Below are 16,659 nucleotides of genomic sequence, written 5' to 3'. Positions count from 1 at the left end.
TCCTCTCAAGACTATTTGCAAAGACAGGAGTAACTGTGTCTGAACACCGTGATTATGATCTGATTGTCATTGGTGCGGGTTCCGGCGGCGTGCGGCTGGCCCGCATGTCTGCCCAGCAGGGCGCCCGTGTGGCTGTTGTTGAATCCCGCTACCTGGGAGGAACCTGTGTCAACGTGGGCTGTGTGCCCAAAAAGCTGTTTGTCTATGGCGCTCATGTCCGCGAGGAGCTGGAAGACGCACGGGGCTATGGTTGGTCTGTTCCCACCGCCGACGTGAGCTTCGACTGGCCAACCCTGGTCGCCAACAAGAACACCGAAATCGAACGTTTGAACGGGATCTATGGCCGGTTGCTTGAGAACGCAGGTGTTACGGTTATCGAGGGCACAGCCAGCCTGCGGGATGCCCACACGGTGGTGGTCGGCGACAAAAGCTATACCGCTGATCACATTACCGTTGCCACCGGCAGCTGGCCGGTAGTGCCGGATATTCCCGGCAAGAATTTTTTGCTGACCTCCAACGAAATGTTCTACCTGCCGCAATTACCACGCCATGCGGTGGTGTGGGGCGGCGGCTATATTGCCGTGGAATTTGCAGGCATTCTGGCGGGCTTGGGGGTAGAAACCACGCTCCTGTACCGTGGCGACCTGTTTCTTCGGGGCTTCGATGGTGATATTCGCCGGTTTACCGAACAGGAAATGCGCAAAAAGGGCGTTGACCTGCGATTCAACGTGACCATCAACTCGATTGAGCAAGCCGACAGCCAGTACCGCGTAGACCTGAGCGATGGCAGCCAGCTGGACACCGGGTTGGTGATGGCCGCTACCGGCCGCCGCGCTCTGGTAGACGGGCTCGGCCTGGAAACCCTGGGCGTCGGGTTGAACGGTTCTGGCCACATTGAGGTGAATGACCATTTCCAGACAGCCGTGCCGTCTATCTATGCCCTGGGCGATGTGATCGGCACGCCCCAGCTGACCCCTGTTGCTATCGGCCAGGCCATGGTGCTCTCGCGGCGCCTGTTTGGCGATGGTGAGGGAGAGATGGACTATGGCGCCATTCCCACCGCCGTGTTCTGCCAGCCGAATATAGGAACCGTTGGCCTGACCGAAGAGGAAGCCCGCAAAGCCGGCCACAGGCTGAGGGTCTATCGCTCTGAATTCCGCCCCATGAAGTACACCCTCAGTGGCCGCGACGAGCGTTGCCTGATGAAACTGGTTGTAGACGACGGCTCAGACGTTGTACTGGGTGCCCACATGGTAGGGCCGGATGCCGGTGAAATTATCCAGGGCCTGGGGGTGGCGATCAAAGCCGGTGCCACCAAAGCCCAGTTTGATGCGACGGTTGGCATCCACCCGACCTCGGCCGAGGAGTTTGTAACCATGCGCGAGCCGGCTGCTGACTAGCGTCCTGCCTGGCTCAATGTGTTGTCGCCGCTGGATTCGCTCTGGCCGTTTTGGCCAGAGCCTTCTCCGACATAGTTCAGGGTGAGCTCAAAGCGGAACGCATTGCCCTGAACGCTTCCTGTGTCTATCTGGATATGACCGCCTTGCAGCTCAACCAGGCGCTGTACCAGGGCCAGGCCAAGCCCGCCATGGCTGCTGAATCTGCTGGCGCCCGCGTCTGACTGTTCCAGACTATTCAGCTCGGCGTGCAGTTGATCGGTCGCCAGGCCGGTTCCGGAATCCGTCACGGTGCAACTGAGAGCCGCGCTGCCGGCATCGATGGCGCGCCAGTCTGCATGCACATTGATAAAACCGTCGGAGGTGAGTTTCAGAGCGTTGTCAATCAGCCCGGCAAGGATCTGTCGGAGCCTGGGTGCATCTGCCATCACACGCGGCTGCTCTGGCCATTCACCGATAAACCGCAAATCCAGGCTCAGCCCCTGTTGTTCCGCCTGGTAGCGATAGGACGACACACAGTTGGTAATCAACGCCTTTACATCAAATTCCCTGCGATCCAGCACCAGGCTGCCGTCTTCTACGCGGGCATAATCCAGCATGTCCGAGATCACCATCAACAGATCCCGCACCGATTGCTGCGCGGTTGTCAGATCATTCTGCTGCTTCTGGCTCAGGGGTTCTTCTGCTATGCGCCGGGCCATTCCAAGCACGCCATTTAGCGGTGTTTTTAACTCATGGCCCATGGTCACCAGAAATTCGGACTTGGCGTTGCTGGCTTGCTCGGCTTTCTCGCGCGCTGTTTCTGACAGTGCCAGTGTCTGATCCCGGGCGACCTTTAATTCTTCCAGGTGCAATGCCAGACCATTCAATTGCCGGTGAATGGCGGCGACCTCTTGTGTTGCACCTTTGGCAACAACCGGAAGGCGTCGGTAGTCGCCATCGATCAATCGCCCGACCCGCCCGGAGAGATCCCGAAACGGCCGGAGAATGTTGCGTAAAAAGTGATCAACCAAAACCAGTGTGAGTAGCAACAGCGCAATACCGACAGACAGCGAAGACCACAGAATATCGTCTTGCCGCGCCTGCAATAGCGAGGGGTCGACACCGACTTCAATCCGCCCGACACGCAGTGCACCGGAACTCAGCCCCCACTGGCCGCTGAACCAGTCAACGGAACCACCCGAGCCCATCTCGAGCGGTTCCTGCAATACCTCGGCGTGGTATACGACAAAGTCGGCCGTGTCGACAGCAGATGGTTGAAGGTTATTGCCGACAAATCCGAGCACATCTTCAGACACATTGGTAACCCGAATCCAGCTGGCCTGGCTGTGCTTCAGGGATTCCGCCAGTATTTGCTCCAGTGCCTGGGTGTTGCCAGCCACCACCGGGTACTCAAGGGCAGGTGCCAGACTGTCAGCCAGCAACTGGCTGTTTTGGGCGATTTCTGCACGGGCGTCATCAAGCCGGGCGGAGGTAAAAAACAGCATCAATGCCACAAAGACAACGATGGCGGGCAGGGCGCCGAGCAAAAGCAGTCTTTGTGACAAAGACATTCCGGCGGCCGCAGCAGGCTGACTCATGGGGTGCCCTCCGGGTTGCGGTCTTCAATCAACGCATTAACCGCGTTGGAAATGCGTTCACGACTGGGCATAGGGATGTTCAGGGAACGGGCAACCTGTTCGTTGAGCTCCACCCGGAAGGTATCGGGATATCCGGGCCCGGGCAATGCACCTGTCCGGAAAAAGTGCTCCAGATACTCCACGGCCTGTGACGACATGGCTTCAAACGACGCGTAACTGGAGGCCAGGGAACCGGCCTTCACATAGGCCTGGTTGGGCCCGATCAATATCTTGTTGCGGCGGTAGGCAGTCAGAAGAATGTGCTTGATGTTGGCCGGGTTATAAATAGTGTTGTCCGGGCCTGCCAGAATAAAGTCGCCATAACTTAAGGCCCGGATAAGCCCCGGAATCAGTTGATCCGGAGTGTCGGCAATAAACACTCTGGCCGACATACCGTAGTCCGGCAGTGTTTCGATCAGAGCGTCGTAAATCCCTACCGTTTCCGTGGTTGCCAGCAGGGCAATCCTGATGGCTTGCGGCAAGATCGCCTTGCCCGTCAGCGCCTGGCGTAGCAGCGGAACATCGTAGTAGACCGCAGAGACCTGCATGGGCGACGCTTCAACATAGGGTGCAAGAAACGCTCGGCTTACCAGCAGCCCTAGAACCGGCACACCCGGGCGGGATTGATAGACTTTTTCGAAGGCCTCCGGCCCGATAGCGACGATGGACGCTCCGGTAATTTCAGATAGCGGCGGTTCGCTGATGGGAAGCAGCAGGGCCGTCTCCTCTAGCCGCTCCCGCAATAGCCGGGTAACGTGATCATCCAGTGCGGAATTGCCCGAGCCAGCCACATAGACAACCGGCCTGGGCGCTTCTGCAAGTGCTGAGATCGGCGTGCCAACCAGGCAAGCCAGACACAATAGCCAGTTCAGGAAGGGGATCAGCCACCTTCCGAAAGCCGGCTCGCTCCGGGCCCGAGCGTACAGATCGCGTGGTGTCAGACGATGCCATTCCATTGTATATGTAGTGTCCCGAAGCCTTCCGGTCAAAAGCGCAAACCAGCTTCGACGAAGAACTGGTTTTGGTCTTCAATATTATTATCAGAGCTTAGCTCAGGTTCACGGTTAAGGTAATGCTGCATACTGAACGCAATTTCTGCCGTGTACCTTGGCTGAATAATTTGCTTGGCTATGCGTGTGTCGAATCGTTCGAACTGGGTACGGAATTCGTCTGCCCAATAGAAGGCGCCAGACCAGCGCAAGCCATACGGTAAATCCTGAACCACGGCCAGGCTACCGGAATGCCGTACCGACATGCGGGTGAGAAGCCCGGCGGCGTAATTCTCTTCCCGGAGATTGCGGTCGCCATTGCTGTCGATAATGGGCTCTCCGACATATCGGGTGTCCTGATCCAGATAACCATAGCTGGCCCGGAACGAGGTGGCCGGGTAGTCGAGCCTGGCCTCCACTTCAAAGCCTTTCTGATCCACTGCCACGTTGTTATCGATCGTCCACTTCTTCAACTGGATAACACCGCTAACCATATCACGCAGTTCGTCTTTGAACCCCCGGACTTCCAGTGACAGTAATGCGCGATTCAGCGGAAACTGGCCAAAATAGCTGATTTCCCGCGATGTGATGGTTTCTTCCTCCAGGGGCTCCCCCAGTGTCAGCAGCGCCGGGTCTTCCACGGCGGCGGGAATATCGACACGAAAGCCTTCAAGGTCGCTGTAGGTGCCCGGTGAAACGTTTCTGAGTGTGTAGCCCCAGTCTGGCTTCTGCTCAAAGCTGTCTGGCGTGCGCACGGCCTGTGAAAACACCAGTCTTAAGGCATGGTTCTGATTGAAAATGAAATTGCTGGCAACCCGAGGAGAAAAGTAGCTTTCACCTGTGGTGCTGGTGCGCTCCCAGTTGCCGCCAGCGTTCAGAGTTAACCATTGCCAGGGGGAGTATTCCAGGTTGCCGAAAAGTCGCGACTGGTAATCGCTGCCCCGACCATTGAAATAGGTTTCTGAACGAAACACATCCTTGCGAAAGCCCGCGCCGGAAACCAGTTTCAGCTGTTCACTGACTAACAATGTGTTCTGCAGTTCGAGTTCCATGCGGGTATCTTCGGAATCCGCAGTTACATCGGCCGTTAAATCGGGGCCACCCTGGCTCACAAAACACAAACGTTCGCGGCTGTTCCCGAAGTAGGTGTACTGGTAGAGCGGTGTTCCATTTTTGAGGCAGTCGACGGCGCTGTCAGGCAGGCGAACGGTATACTGCTGACGCCGGTCAAAATTCTCCACACTTGCCTGAATATGGAAGAAGTGGCTTTCGGATGTATTGAAGTTGAGCCGCCCCTGCAGATAAAAATCACGCACATCCATGTCTGGATTATTTTGCGGGTTCAATTCACCCGTTTTGTGCTTATCCTGGTACTTGCTGCCATCCACCACGCCCGCGTGCAACTGAAGGTTGGTGTCCGGGCTGAATGTGACGCGTGAGTCGTAAAGAAAGGACTGCACATCATGGCCATCATTGAAAGGAAACTCATCGGGGCCACTCACCTGGTAATCAAAGCCGTCGAACTTGCGACTTTCGTAACTCAGCCGCCAGTCGTATTGGCCATCAGCATTTCCGGTTGCCGCGAAGGTACGCATGTTCCGGCGCGAACCTCGGGTGACGGTGGCTTCCAGATTGGCCGTGTCGGCCGGATCACGGGTAATGATGTTAATAGTGCCAAGAAACGCATTGATACCGTAGGCCGCGGAGTTAGGGCCGCGGGCCACTTCGATGCGTTCGATCAGTTCCAGCGGTACCGGCATGGTTTCCCAGTCCATGTCCGACAGGTTGGCCCGGTGGGCGGTCCGGCCATCGACCAGAACCTGCATTCGCCGCTGCTCGTAGTGAACGGTGCCGTGGTAGGTGGTGACCGGCTGATGGTTGCCAACGAAATTGACCACCATGCCCGGCACCAGGCGAAACACTTCGTAGAGATTGCGGATGCCGAGGTTCCGGATCAGTTCGCCTTCGATCACTGTGGTGCTGCCGGGAACCCGGGTTTTCGGTTGCCGCAATCGGGTGGTGGTCAGTACCTCCGGAATTTCCAGAAGCATGCCATCCAGCCCGGAGTTAAATTCCGGGGCGGGGGCCGAGGTGCCGAAGGCCTGAGGAATATGTGTCAGGGTAAAGGCAAGAGATACTGAAGCAACCAGCCACTGGCTTCCTTGCACGCGACGCTTTGCTACTGGCTTCACACAGGAGTAATTCGTAATAAGCATGCGTGTCGTTCTATAATCCGGGGTATGGAGTACGGTTTGCATTTTCAACTAATCCTAAGGGACGAAAAGCCGTTTGTCTCGCTAAAGATTACTTTATTTACATGTACGGAGTTTCCGGTTTATGACGTGTTGGGATCTGCTTGGTATCGAACCCACGGGTGATCTTGATCAAATTCGTCGCGCCTACGACCGGCAGATGAAGTTTGCGTCGGGTGATGAGGCCAGGGCCCTTGAGCAGGCGTTTCGGGAAGCTACGGGTTCAGCTCCGCAACCCCAAAGTACACCGGCACCTGAAGCCCTGGCACAGGCGCCAGCAGCCGACGATACCGCTGACGGCGACACGCTGAGTGCCGAAGAAGCGCAAATTGCCAGGGAAGTGGTTATCCAGATCCATGCGTTGATGAACGACAGCGGCCGCCAGCAAGATGTGGGCATTTGGAAGGCCATTCTGTGTGAGCCACCGGCGGATCGCCCGGCTGTCCGGCGCGAAATCGCCAGCCAACTGGAGCCGCAGATTCGCCCGCTGGCGGAGAACGGTGCCTTCCCCGGCCCGGTGGTGCGCTTTCTGGGTGACTGGTTTGAGTGGTTTAACCTGAAAGACGTGGCACCGGAGGTCGATCCACGCAGCTACCCGGAAACGGACGATAGCATGGTCAGGCAGGAGCAGGCTGCGGATGCCCAGGAGCCGCCCCAGATGGCCAATTTCTGGCCAGCCGTCATTGGCTGGATTGTCGGGCTGGTCATTCTAGCCACTATTTTCGGTGGTATGGGTGGCGGCTGAGGCCGCCTGTTCAATTTTCACCCTGTACCGCTGGGCCAGCATAGCCCCGACAATTACCTGGACCTGGTTGTAGCACATAATCGGTAATACGATCATGCCAAAGCCGGGGTGCCCGGAAAACAGCACCTTGGCCATTGGCAGCCCTGAAGCCAGGCTCTTTTTCGACCCGCAAAACACCACCGCCGCTTCATCTTCAAGGCTGAAGCCGAAGCGCCGTACCAGCAGGCGCGCGACATACACAAACAACGCCAGCAAGCCGAAACACAGAGCTATCGCTAGCCCAATGGCTTTCAGCGGCAGATTTTGCCAGAGTCCGCTCACCACCGAGTGGGAAAACGCCGAATAGACAATTATCCAGATCACGCATTGATCGTATCTGGCCATCAGATGCTCGTTCCGCGACAGAAAACCGCCCAGCCAGGGGCGCAAGGCATGGCCAATGGCGAAGGGCATCAACAACTGCACCACAATGTCCTTGAGCGCTTCGGTAACGGCAAATTCGCCTGCGCCGGAGGTTGAGACCAGCAGCAACAATAGAAACGGCGTCAACATCATGCCAAAGACATTTGACGCGGCCGCGCTGCAAATGGCGGCGGGCACATTGCCGCGGGCCATGGCGGTATAAGCGATGGACGACGACACTGCAGACGGCAATACCCCGAGGTAAAGAAAGCCCAAGCCAAGGTCTTCCGGCATCCACTGTGGCGCAAAGGTGCTCAGCTCATTCAGCGGGAGTACTGCCAGCGGGAAGAACACAAAGGTGAGCGCGGTAATCAGGATGTGCAGGCGCCAATGGGTGGCGCCATCGACAATTTGCTGGCGTGACAAAGCGGCCCCATGGAAGAAAAACAACAGCGCCACCGCAATGGTGCCGGTGGTGGCCAAGGCGTCTGCCGCCTGGCCGGTTACCGGCAGAAATGACGCAAGAACAATGGCGCCGAGCAGTAACCAGGTAAATGTATCAAGACGAAATTTCACGATGATGCCTCGTTGGTCAGGGCGTTCAGGCTGGGTGCCAGCAAACTGCGGGATAGCGCTTCCGCTTTCTCCGGATCTTTGCGTCGAATGGCAGCCAGCAATAATTCATGAGCTTCCTGGCTGGGTTCCGGAAGATCGGAGTCTCGCTCGGTATGTTCAATGGTCTGGCTGACGGCGTGGAAAAAGTAATCGTATAACTCCAGCAGGGCAGGGTTGTGGGCGGCTTTCACCAGCGCCTGATGGAACCGCTCATCATGGGCAATCTTTTCACTCACCTGCTCACTGGCTGCCGCACGGGCATCGAGAGCATCGGCCATGGCTTTCAGGTCGGCCTCGGTTCGGCGCAGCGCTGCCAGGCGTGCAGCCTCGGTTTCCAGAATGGTTCGTACTTCGATCTGCTCGGCCAGTTTGCTGCGGGAAATGCGTCGCAAGGTTTCCCCGGCATCCCTATCTGCCCGCACATAGGTACCGTCGCCCTGGCGGGTTTCCAGCATTCCTACGTGCACCAGCACTCGCACCGCCTCCCGAATGGTGTTGCGGCTAATACCCAAGGCCTCGGATAGCTCTGCCTCTACGGGTAAGCGAGTGCCCACCGGCCACTCGCCGCTTTCAATGGTTTGGCGAATGCTTTCGATCGCGGTATCTACCAGCGAACCTTTTCGGATTGGTTTTAACATGCCCGATCACCCAATAAACTGATGATCCAATCATCCTATGAATAATAGCCGCGGTCAACCGGACGAAACACTCGGCCGTGGTTCTGACAAAATCCTTACATCAGAATCCCGGCCGACCCTCAATCCTGGGAGACTGCGCCGGGGATTTCTAACGCCAGCAATTGTTCAGACTTCTGCGCCATAAGTTCCCGCAGAGCTGGCGATTCGAATTGTCGGCGAATGCGGATGGCATAGAATTCCTCGTAAACCCCGGGCAAGGCACCGTAGTCGGTCAGCTCGCCATTCTTCAGCTCATCGCGCACAACCACCGGCGGCAAGATCGCAAAATGGCCGCTGTCACGGGTGAGCAATCGCATCATGGCCATATCATCCACTTCCGCAATGATCTCCGGCCGTAGTTGGTGGTGCTCACAAAGCTGATCAAAGGCCTGACGAATGTTGCTGCTGGCATCCGGTAGAATCAGCGGTTGTTCCTGCAACAGCGCAGGAAAGGCACCGGTGCTTTCCTGGCCGGGCGGGCCGATCACACTGACCGTTTGCCGTGCGATCCGCCGACACCGCCAGGGATTCTCCTCATCGCCATGCACCGGCTGATTCGACAACACCAGATCCAGTCGGTGCGCCGACAGGCGTCGCAACAGATCCTCCAGGCTGGCACTTTCCAGTTTCAGCACAAGATCTTTCCGGCCCAGCAAAGGGCGAAGAAAGCCTTCCTGAAAGTTTCGTGACAGAGTGGCCACAGCCCCCACTTTCAGGGTGTCCCGGTTGGCCAGCTTGCCGGTTCGGAAGAGTGATTCCAGTTCATCGCCCTGGCGGAAAATCTCATCCGCGTAGGCAAAGGCTACCCGCCCGGCTTCAGACAGCCGGAGCCTCCGCCCCTCCCGGATAAACAGGTCGTAGCCAAGATTGTCCTCCAGCTTTCGGATCTGGCCCGACAGCGCCGATTGCGCGATATGGAGGGATTCCGCAGTGCGGGTGAGGTGACCGGTGCGGGCCACCATCCAGAAATAATACAGATGATGATAGTTCAGTCGCATGGCGTGTCCGGCTCATTTTTATTGTTCGCTTTATGTGAACGAATTGTTCTTTATAAACCATTTTATATATGGATTGGCGGGCTGCATAGTAGGCGAAATCTGAAGGAGCCAATCATGACACCAATCACCACTTCGATTTCCTACACGCTGATTCTGGCGTGGCTCACGATTCCGATCTGCCTGTTTATGCTGGCGGGCTTTGCTAACTGGACAAAGAACACGGCTAAACGGCACCACTGCTGGCGTTTGGCCGAGCGGCTGTTACAGGCACTTCTGATGGCAACCCTGGCCATCGGCGCTGCATTGCTGGCGGGCCATTGGGGCCTGACATTTGGTTTGCCGGGGCTGGGCAACCGCTTCGGGCTCCAGCCCGACGGGCTGGCGGTGTGGATGTCCCTGATGGTCGCCCTGGTGGCATGGTCAATTCTGCGGTACGCACGCGACTATCTGCGCAACGATTCGGCATTCAACGACTTTTTGCCCTGGTTCCTGCTCACAGTTGCCAGTGTTCTGGTGCTGGTGTTTACCGATCACTTGCTGGTTCTTGCGGGCGCCTGGGTTGGTGTGAGCCTGGCGCTTCATCAGTTGCTGACGCTGTATGCCGACCGCCCGCAGGCGAGGCTGGCCGCCGCCCAGAAATTCATTGCCAGCCGTCTGGGTGATCTTTCCATTCTGGGCGCGGTTCTGCTGGTGGGCAGTCACTACGGAAGTTTTCGATTACCGGAAATCTACGCAATGGCCGGGCAATTGCCGGCACAGTCCATGGAGCTGACGGTCGCATCGGTGTTGCTGGCCATCGCTGCGGCCCTGAAATGCGCCCAACTGCCATTCCACGGTTGGTTGATCCGGATGATGGAAGCGCCTACACCGGTGTCTGCCTTGCTCCATGCGGGCGTGGTTAATTTGGGCGGTTTTCTGTGGCTGCGGATGTTCCCGGTCTTTGATGGCTTTACGCCCGGGCACCTGATTCTGCTGGTCGTTGGTGGCAGCACCGCGGTGGTGGGGGTGTTCACCATGATGACCCAGAGTTCCGCAAAGCACACGCTGGTGTGGTCTACCAATGCTCAGATGGGGTTCATGCTGTTCGAGATCGCGCTGGGAGCCTACACCCTGGCCCTATTGCATCTGCTGGCGCATTCGGTCTACAAGGCCCATTCGTTCCTGGCGGTGGGCAGAACGGTAAAGGTGTCCCGGCCGGTACACAGTGGCGGCGCGCACCCCCTGATACTGGCTCTGGCGCTGGGAACCGCAAGCATCGCCGCCGTTTTACTGTGGCTGGCACCGGAACTGGTGGCCCATAAACCGGTACTGGCGGGCCTGCTGATACTGGCGGTGGCGGCTACGGTGCTCGGCGCACCGGCGCCCTGGCGACTGGCCAGCCAGGCACGAGTGGCACTGCTCGCCATTTCGCTTGTGCCTCTTTACGGCTTTCTGAATCTGATCTTTGGTGCGGCACTGCCTGCCGCCAACGAAGTGCCGCTGCCAGGATTGGCCGCCTTGCTGGCCTGGGCCACTTTGGCCGCGCTGGTGGCTCTGTCGCTGATGCTGTTTTTCCTGCCACAAAGTCGTGTGGCCCAACTGCTGCAGCGGCAGTTCAGCCAAGGGCTCCACCTGGATCGTCCCTTTGAGGCATTAACCCGTCGCTGGGCCCATGCCTGGCTCGACCGGAAGGCTCGCCAGAGCGGTGATACCCAATCCCATGCAAGTCTGTCAGGAGAGAAGTCATGAATGCACCTGTCAATGCCCCAGTGGTGAAGTCGTCAGCTATAGCCGCGCAGGTCATCCAGGCCTGCGAGGGGATTGCCCCGATGTGGCCACTGGATCGCTGGATTGCGGTGAACCCCTGGTGGGGGCAGCGGCATCAGGCGGTTGAAACGGCCTCGTTCGAGCGGGAGATGCTGTGTTCAGGTGGTATGTTGATGCCACCTGCCTTCTACCTGAGCGCCTGGCGGAGCGGACGAATCAAGGATAGCGACCTGCAGCAGGCGGCCAGCTTTGCCGGTGAGCCGACAACCGTCGAACAGCTGGTAGAGCAGCTGCGGGCCGGGAGCACGTCTCCCCACGGATTTCCTTCGGCACTGGCTGGGTTTGCCAGTAACTCCGAGGCACTAAGGCTGGCCCGCGAGCAAATTGGCCAGGCCTGCATGCGCTACTTCGACCAGCGCCAGAGCCGTTGGCAAGTTCCCGTTGGCCAACGAACGCTCTGGCAGTTCTGGCTGGAAGAATCGGGCAAATCGGGAGCTGCACCGGATGGCTGGGAAGCGGCAGTGACGCATTTCGGCGCACAACTGCCATACACCGATGCCCAAAGACCCTGGGCGATTCAGCATCTGCTTGGGCAGTTGCCGGGCTGGGCCGCCTGGTGTCGTGGGATGGACTGGCGAGCCGGGCTGGAGCAGCCTGATAATTCTGGCGCTGCCGGGCTCTGTGCCCAACTGGCAACGATCTGGTTGAGTTGTGAACACGACGCAGCCATCGGCTTGACAGAGGCTGAGCGCCAGCATTGGCACGAGCGCCTGAAAGAACTTAAGGCGTATATGACGCCGGACTGGCACACTCAGAATCTCTGGGTATGGCACAACGCCTATGAGCTGGCCTGGCAAAAGCGGTTTTTAACGCAGTTGGATTTGGCCTGCAACCGTCGGCAATCCGAGCCCGAGAAGCCACAGCCCACCGAGGTGCAGGCAGCTTTCTGTATTGACGTCCGTTCTGAAGTGCTGCGACGCCACCTGGAAAGCGAGTACCCTGCCGTGCAAACTCTGGGCGTTGCGGGCTTCTTTGGAATGCCCATTGCCCACGCGCGCCATGGCACCGGAACGTCGGAACCCCGGCTACCCGGATTGTTGGCGCCTGCCTACCGCTTGTCCGATACCCTGGGTGATGCCGCAGCCGATGCGAAACTGTCGCGATCACTCGAGCAACGGGAACAGGTTCGTGAATCGGTGCGTCGGGCCAAGTATTCCAGTCTTTCAACGTTTACCCTGGTGGAAACCACCGGCCTTGCCTGGGCCTGGAAACTGGTGCGGGACGGCCTCAACCGTAATACCACCACAACAGACGCCGGGTATAACAGCTACCTGGAAACCATGGGCGGACAACCGTTGCCACTGCAAGAGCGGGTAGATCTGGCCGAAGGAATACTGAGTGCCATGTCGCTCACGGCAAACTTTGCCCCGATTGTCCTGTTGGTGGGCCATGGAGCCCATACCGACAACAATCCGAACGAAGCAGGGCTGGCGTGTGGCGCCTGTGGTGGCAACAATGGCGGGGTGAACGCCCGTGCCGCAGCAGCGCTGCTCAATACTCCGGATGTCCGGCAGGGTCTGGCCGGCCGGGGCATTGTGCTACCGGAAACAACCCGGGTACTGGCCGCTGAGCATTGCACCGTGACCGATCAGGTCAGGGTGTTTGATGCCGATGCACTGCCGGAGGGTTCCGCCCGCATTCTCGACACCCTCAAACAAAAGCTGGCGGCCGCAGGCACTCATTGTCGCCGCGAACGGGCCACGGTGCTTGGTCTTAAGGGCGAAACAGACGTTGGACTGCTGGCTGAACTCAAACGTCGCACCCGCAACTGGGCGGAGGTGCGCCCGGAATGGGGGCTGGCCAATAACGCGGCGATGGTGATTGGCTCCAGAAGCCTGACCCGCAACGCCAACCTGGCGGGGCGCTGCTTTCTGCAGGAATACGACCCGGATCTGGATAAGCAGGGCGATGTGCTCGCGGCTCTCATGGCGGCGCCCATGGTGGTTGCCAACTGGATCAACCTGCAGTATTTCGGCTCCGTAGCGCGCCCAACGGTATTTGGTGCTGGCAACAAGCTGCTGCACTCCGTGGTGGGCGGCAATCTGGGCGTGATCGAAGGTAACGATGTGGACTTGCGACAGGGTCTTCCGTTGCAGTCAGTGTTTGACGGCAAGCACTGGCGCCATGAACCCATGCGGCTTGCGGTAGTGATTCAGGCGCCGGCAGAACGCATAGAGGCGGTGCTTGCCAGCCATACCGATGTGGGCGCTCTGATTGAAAACCGCTGGCTGTGGTTATACCGCACAGATGGCCAGACCATTCAGAGATACCGCGGCGGCCGGTGGGAAACCACCTGACCGCACTCACATATTGCTGGCGTTGGCAGCCTCCGTATACTGCCAGTCAATTGTCCGGGGTTCGGCGCCATCTGCCAGAAACAGATGGCCCACCTCTGGCACCGCGTACCACAGCTCGCCCCGGGTGGGGCTTTGCCTTGCAAACTCGCTGTGGCTCATGCCCACTTCCCAGACTTCGTCGCTCTGCCAACCCTCTGGCATCAGCTCGATACGCACTTCCGAGCCGATCAGGCTAATAGACGCAATGCGCAGCGGCAGTTTTGCTTTTACCGAAGGCGCTCTGGCCAATTGCACCTCGTGGGGGCGAAGATACAGCTGGGCTTCCTGGTCGTTGCGAACGCCCGGCAAGGAGATCCAGGCGTCGCCCTGTACCAGCTTCTGGCCCTTAACCAGCCCAACCACCGTGTTGACGTGGCCCAGAAAATCGAACACAAACCGGCTCTCTGGGCGGGCATACAGAGCCGTGGGTGTGTTGACCTGTTCGACTTGGCCCTGGCTCATCACCACCACCTGATCGGACAGCTCCAGCGCTTCTTCCTGATCGTGGGTCACAAAGATGCTGGTGAAGTGGTATTCGTCGTGCAGTGCCCGCAACCAGCGGCGCAAGTCCTTCCGAACTTTGGCATCCAGTGCCCCGAAGGGTTCATCCAGCAGCAGGATTCGAGGCTGAGTGGCAAGGGCGCGGGCCAGGGCAACCCGCTGCTTCTGACCACCGGACAGCTGGGAAGGATACCGGTTGGCCAATTGCGGTAACTGAATCATCTCCAGCAATTTTTCTACACGCTGGCGGATTTCCTGCTTACCGGGCCGCTCTTTGCGGGGTAGGGACTCCAGACCGAAGGCAATATTCTCAGCCACGGTCAGGTGCCTGAACAGGGCGTAGTGCTGGAACACAAAGCCGATGTTCCGATCACGGACGTGCAAGTTACTGACGTCATCGCCTCCAAACAGCACCCGCCCGGAATCCGAGGATTCAAGGCCAGCAATAATCCGGAGCAGGGTGGTCTTGCCGGAACCGGACGGGCCCAGCAGTGCGGTCAGTTTGCCTTCGGGAATTTCCAGAGAGACATCGTTCAACGCCGTAAAGTTACCGAAGCGTTTGTTGATCCGATCGATGGTGATGCTCATATCAGACACCTCCTTCTGCGGGGGTCGCGTGTTCGGTTCGGGCCTGTCGCCACTCAACAAAGGCTTTGGCGATCAGCGTAAGAATGGCGATGGCGGCCAGTAAAGCAGCACTGGCGAAGGCGCCAACGATATTGTAATCCTGATAAAGCAGTTCAACATGCAGCGGTAAGGTATTGGTTTCACCACGAACGTTGCCAGAGACAACGGACACGGCGCCAAACTCACCCACGGCGCGCGCGTTGGTCAGAACCACACCGTAAATCAGCGCCCATTTGATGTTCGGCAGGGTGATTTTTCGGAATATCCGCCAGCCGGATGCCCCCAGCACCACGCCAGCTTCTTCTTCCTCGCTGCCTTGTTGCTGCATCAGCGGTATCAGCTCCCGGGCCACAAAGGGGCTGGTTACGAAAACCGTCACCATCACAATACCGGGCCAGGCAAACATCAACTGAATGTCGTAGCTACTCAACCAGCCACCCAGCCATCCATTGCGGCCATACAGGAGCAGATACAGCAAGCCAGCCACCACTGGGGAGACGGCAAAGGGAATATCAATCAGGGTGATCAACAGTTTGCGACCGGGAAACCGGAAGCGGGTAACCGACCAGGCCAGGGCGGTGCCGAACACCAGGTTCAAGGGCACTGTCAGCGCGGCGACAAACAGGGTGAGACCGATGGCATCCAGGGTGTATTCATCCATCACGTTGGATGCCAGGGTACTCCACCCGGCACTCAGGGCCTGGGCGAAGATGACGACCACCGGAATCACCAGCAGAATCAAGGTGAGCATCAACGCCAGCCCGATCAGGCTGCGCCGAACCCAGGGTTGATCGCCGATACGACGACTATGGGTGGCCATCTAGCGACCCTCCAGCCGTTTAAGATAACGGCCCTGCCAGAGGTTGATGGCAAACAGCAGCACCAGAGAGACCAGCAGCACCACCGAGGCAATTGCGCTGGCCGCAGCGTAATCGTATTCCTGCAAGCGGATGAAAATCATCAAACTGGTCACTTCGCTGATATAAGGAGTGTTGCCAGCAATAAAGATAATGGCGCCGAATTCACCCAGGCTGCGGGTGAAGGACAGGGCAACACCGGTAACGAGCGCAGGCCACAACGACGGGAAGATCACTTTACGAAACACCCGGCTGTCAGAGGCTCCCAAGCTAACGGCCGCTTCTTCATCGGCGGGTGAAAGCTCTTCAAGAACCGGCTGTACGGTTCTGACAACAAAGGGAATGCTGGTAAAGGCCATGGCGACCACGATGCCGATGGGCGTGTAGGCCACTTCGATACCTGCCTTAAGCAACCACTGGCCATACCAGCCATTCTGAGCGAACAGGGTAGCCAGAGTGATACCGGCGACCGCCGTAGGCAGTGCGAAGGGTAGGTCGACCACAGCGTCAATCAACCGTTTGCCCGGAAATTCGTAGCGCACCAACACCCAGGCCAGCAACAAACCAAAGAACCCGTTAAACAGCGAGGCGGCAAGGGCCGTCCAGAGGGTCACTTTATAAGACTCGACCACCCGTGGATCGGTGATGGTGAACCAGAACTGATCCAGGGTCATACCGGCGGTTTCCACCACGAGGCCCGTCATGGGCAGCAGCAAAACCAGGCTGACGAAAAACAGGGAAATACCGAGGCTCAGTCCGAATCCCGGTAAGACCCGTTTGCTACGACTGGCAAAGCGCCGCACGGGGGCGGCGCCTGCTTGGGCGGACGTCGACATCA

Annotated in this window: 13 protein-coding genes; 4 read left to right on the top strand and 9 right to left on the bottom strand. The window is 58.3% G+C overall.

The window, feature by feature from the left end:
- The first annotated feature begins 35 nt into the window (after positions 1-35).
- Positions 36-1,400 carry a glutathione-disulfide reductase gene (gene gorA / locus C7H09_RS04630; RefSeq protein WP_106761448.1) on the top strand — a complete coding sequence of 455 codons (1,365 nt, stop codon included), beginning with the start codon at positions 36-38 and terminating at the stop codon, positions 1,398-1,400.
- Here gorA and C7H09_RS04625 read toward each other — a convergent pair.
- The 3 genes from C7H09_RS04625 to C7H09_RS04615 are packed head-to-tail and all read right to left on the bottom strand — an operon-like array spanning position 1,397 to position 6,197.
- A complete protein-coding gene (locus tag C7H09_RS04625) occupies positions 1,397-2,977 on the bottom strand; it encodes a sensor histidine kinase (RefSeq protein WP_106761447.1) in 1,581 nt (526 codons plus the stop codon). The genes gorA and C7H09_RS04625 overlap by 4 nt on opposite strands.
- Positions 2,974-3,972, bottom strand: a complete 999-nt coding sequence (locus C7H09_RS04620) for an ABC transporter substrate-binding protein (RefSeq protein ID WP_240616500.1) — start codon at positions 3,970-3,972, stop codon at positions 2,974-2,976. The genes C7H09_RS04625 and C7H09_RS04620 overlap by 4 nt, the downstream gene beginning before the upstream one ends.
- Before the next feature lie 29 nt (positions 3,973-4,001).
- Complete coding sequence (locus C7H09_RS04615; RefSeq protein WP_276309305.1) at positions 4,002-6,197, bottom strand: TonB-dependent receptor plug domain-containing protein; 2,196 nt, start codon at positions 6,195-6,197, stop codon at positions 4,002-4,004.
- Between the two features lie 145 nt (positions 6,198-6,342).
- On the opposite strand from C7H09_RS04615, the gene C7H09_RS04610 reads away from it, so the two are divergent.
- Positions 6,343-7,002, top strand: a complete 660-nt coding sequence (locus C7H09_RS04610; protein ID WP_106761445.1) for a J domain-containing protein — start codon at positions 6,343-6,345, stop codon at positions 7,000-7,002.
- Here C7H09_RS04610 and C7H09_RS04605 read toward each other — a convergent pair.
- The 3 genes from C7H09_RS04605 to C7H09_RS04595 all read right to left on the bottom strand — a co-directional run bounded on the left by C7H09_RS04605 (position 6,967) and on the right by C7H09_RS04595 (position 9,694).
- On the bottom strand, positions 6,967-7,980 hold the full coding sequence (locus tag C7H09_RS04605; protein ID WP_106761444.1) for a bile acid:sodium symporter family protein: 1,014 nt from the start codon (positions 7,978-7,980) through the stop codon (positions 6,967-6,969). The genes C7H09_RS04610 and C7H09_RS04605 overlap by 36 nt on opposite strands.
- Positions 7,977-8,657, bottom strand: coding sequence for a FadR/GntR family transcriptional regulator (locus tag C7H09_RS04600; protein ID WP_106761443.1), 681 nt, complete (start codon positions 8,655-8,657; stop codon positions 7,977-7,979). The genes C7H09_RS04605 and C7H09_RS04600 overlap by 4 nt, the downstream gene beginning before the upstream one ends.
- A gap of 119 nt (positions 8,658-8,776) precedes the next feature.
- Positions 8,777-9,694: a LysR family transcriptional regulator gene (locus C7H09_RS04595; protein WP_106761442.1), complete on the bottom strand. Its 918-nt coding sequence runs from the start codon at positions 9,692-9,694 to the stop codon at positions 8,777-8,779.
- Between the two features lie 114 nt (positions 9,695-9,808).
- On the opposite strand from C7H09_RS04595, the gene C7H09_RS04590 reads away from it, so the two are divergent.
- Entirely contained in the window at positions 9,809-11,422 is a 1,614-nt protein-coding gene (locus C7H09_RS04590; protein WP_106761441.1) for a proton-conducting transporter transmembrane domain-containing protein, read from the top strand.
- The gene (locus tag C7H09_RS04585; protein WP_106761440.1) at positions 11,419-13,797 is read left to right on the top strand and encodes a YbcC family protein; all 2,379 of its coding nucleotides are present in this window, start codon (positions 11,419-11,421) and stop codon (positions 13,795-13,797) included. Before C7H09_RS04590 ends, C7H09_RS04585 begins: the two co-directional genes overlap by 4 nt.
- A gap of 6 nt (positions 13,798-13,803) precedes the next feature.
- Here C7H09_RS04585 and C7H09_RS04580 read toward each other — a convergent pair whose 3' ends face one another.
- From C7H09_RS04580 to cysT, 3 genes are read right to left on the bottom strand one after another with little or no spacing between them, the layout of a single operon-like run.
- A complete protein-coding gene (locus tag C7H09_RS04580) occupies positions 13,804-14,925 on the bottom strand; it encodes a sulfate/molybdate ABC transporter ATP-binding protein (RefSeq protein ID WP_106761439.1) in 1,122 nt (373 codons plus the stop codon).
- 1 nt (position 14,926) lies between these two features.
- On the bottom strand, positions 14,927-15,784 hold the full coding sequence (cysW, locus tag C7H09_RS04575) for a sulfate ABC transporter permease subunit CysW (RefSeq protein ID WP_106761438.1): 858 nt from the start codon (positions 15,782-15,784) through the stop codon (positions 14,927-14,929).
- Complete coding sequence (gene cysT / locus C7H09_RS04570; RefSeq protein WP_106761437.1) at positions 15,785-16,657, bottom strand: sulfate/thiosulfate ABC transporter permease CysT; 873 nt, start codon at positions 16,655-16,657, stop codon at positions 15,785-15,787. It abuts the gene before it with no gap.
- Between the last annotated feature and the right edge of the window lie 2 nt (positions 16,658-16,659).

The organism is Marinobacter fuscus (assembly GCF_003007675.1).
GTDB lineage: Bacteria > Pseudomonadota > Gammaproteobacteria > Pseudomonadales > Oleiphilaceae > Marinobacter > Marinobacter fuscus.
Note: the sequence above shows the minus strand (reverse complement) of the source record. Positions and strands in the feature narration are given on the sequence as shown.

Coding starts and splice junctions, on each gene's coding strand:
- C7H09_RS04580 (WP_106761439.1), bottom strand. CDS start 14,925: ATGAGCATCACCATCGATCGGATCAACAAACGCTTCGGTAACTTTACG.
- C7H09_RS04620 (WP_240616500.1), bottom strand. CDS start 3,972: ATGGAATGGCATCGTCTGACACCACGCGATCTGTACGCTCGGGCCCGG.
- C7H09_RS04610 (WP_106761445.1), top strand. CDS start 6,343: ATGACGTGTTGGGATCTGCTTGGTATCGAACCCACGGGTGATCTTGAT.
- C7H09_RS04590 (WP_106761441.1), top strand. CDS start 9,809: ATGACACCAATCACCACTTCGATTTCCTACACGCTGATTCTGGCGTGG.
- cysW (WP_106761438.1), bottom strand. CDS start 15,784: ATGGCCACCCATAGTCGTCGTATCGGCGATCAACCCTGGGTTCGGCGC.
- C7H09_RS04600 (WP_106761443.1), bottom strand. CDS start 8,657: ATGTTAAAACCAATCCGAAAAGGTTCGCTGGTAGATACCGCGATCGAA.
- C7H09_RS04625 (WP_106761447.1), bottom strand. CDS start 2,977: ATGAGTCAGCCTGCTGCGGCCGCCGGAATGTCTTTGTCACAAAGACTG.
- cysT (WP_106761437.1), bottom strand. CDS start 16,657: ATGTCGACGTCCGCCCAAGCAGGCGCCGCCCCCGTGCGGCGCTTTGCC.
- C7H09_RS04585 (WP_106761440.1), top strand. CDS start 11,419: ATGAATGCACCTGTCAATGCCCCAGTGGTGAAGTCGTCAGCTATAGCC.
- C7H09_RS04595 (WP_106761442.1), bottom strand. CDS start 9,694: ATGCGACTGAACTATCATCATCTGTATTATTTCTGGATGGTGGCCCGC.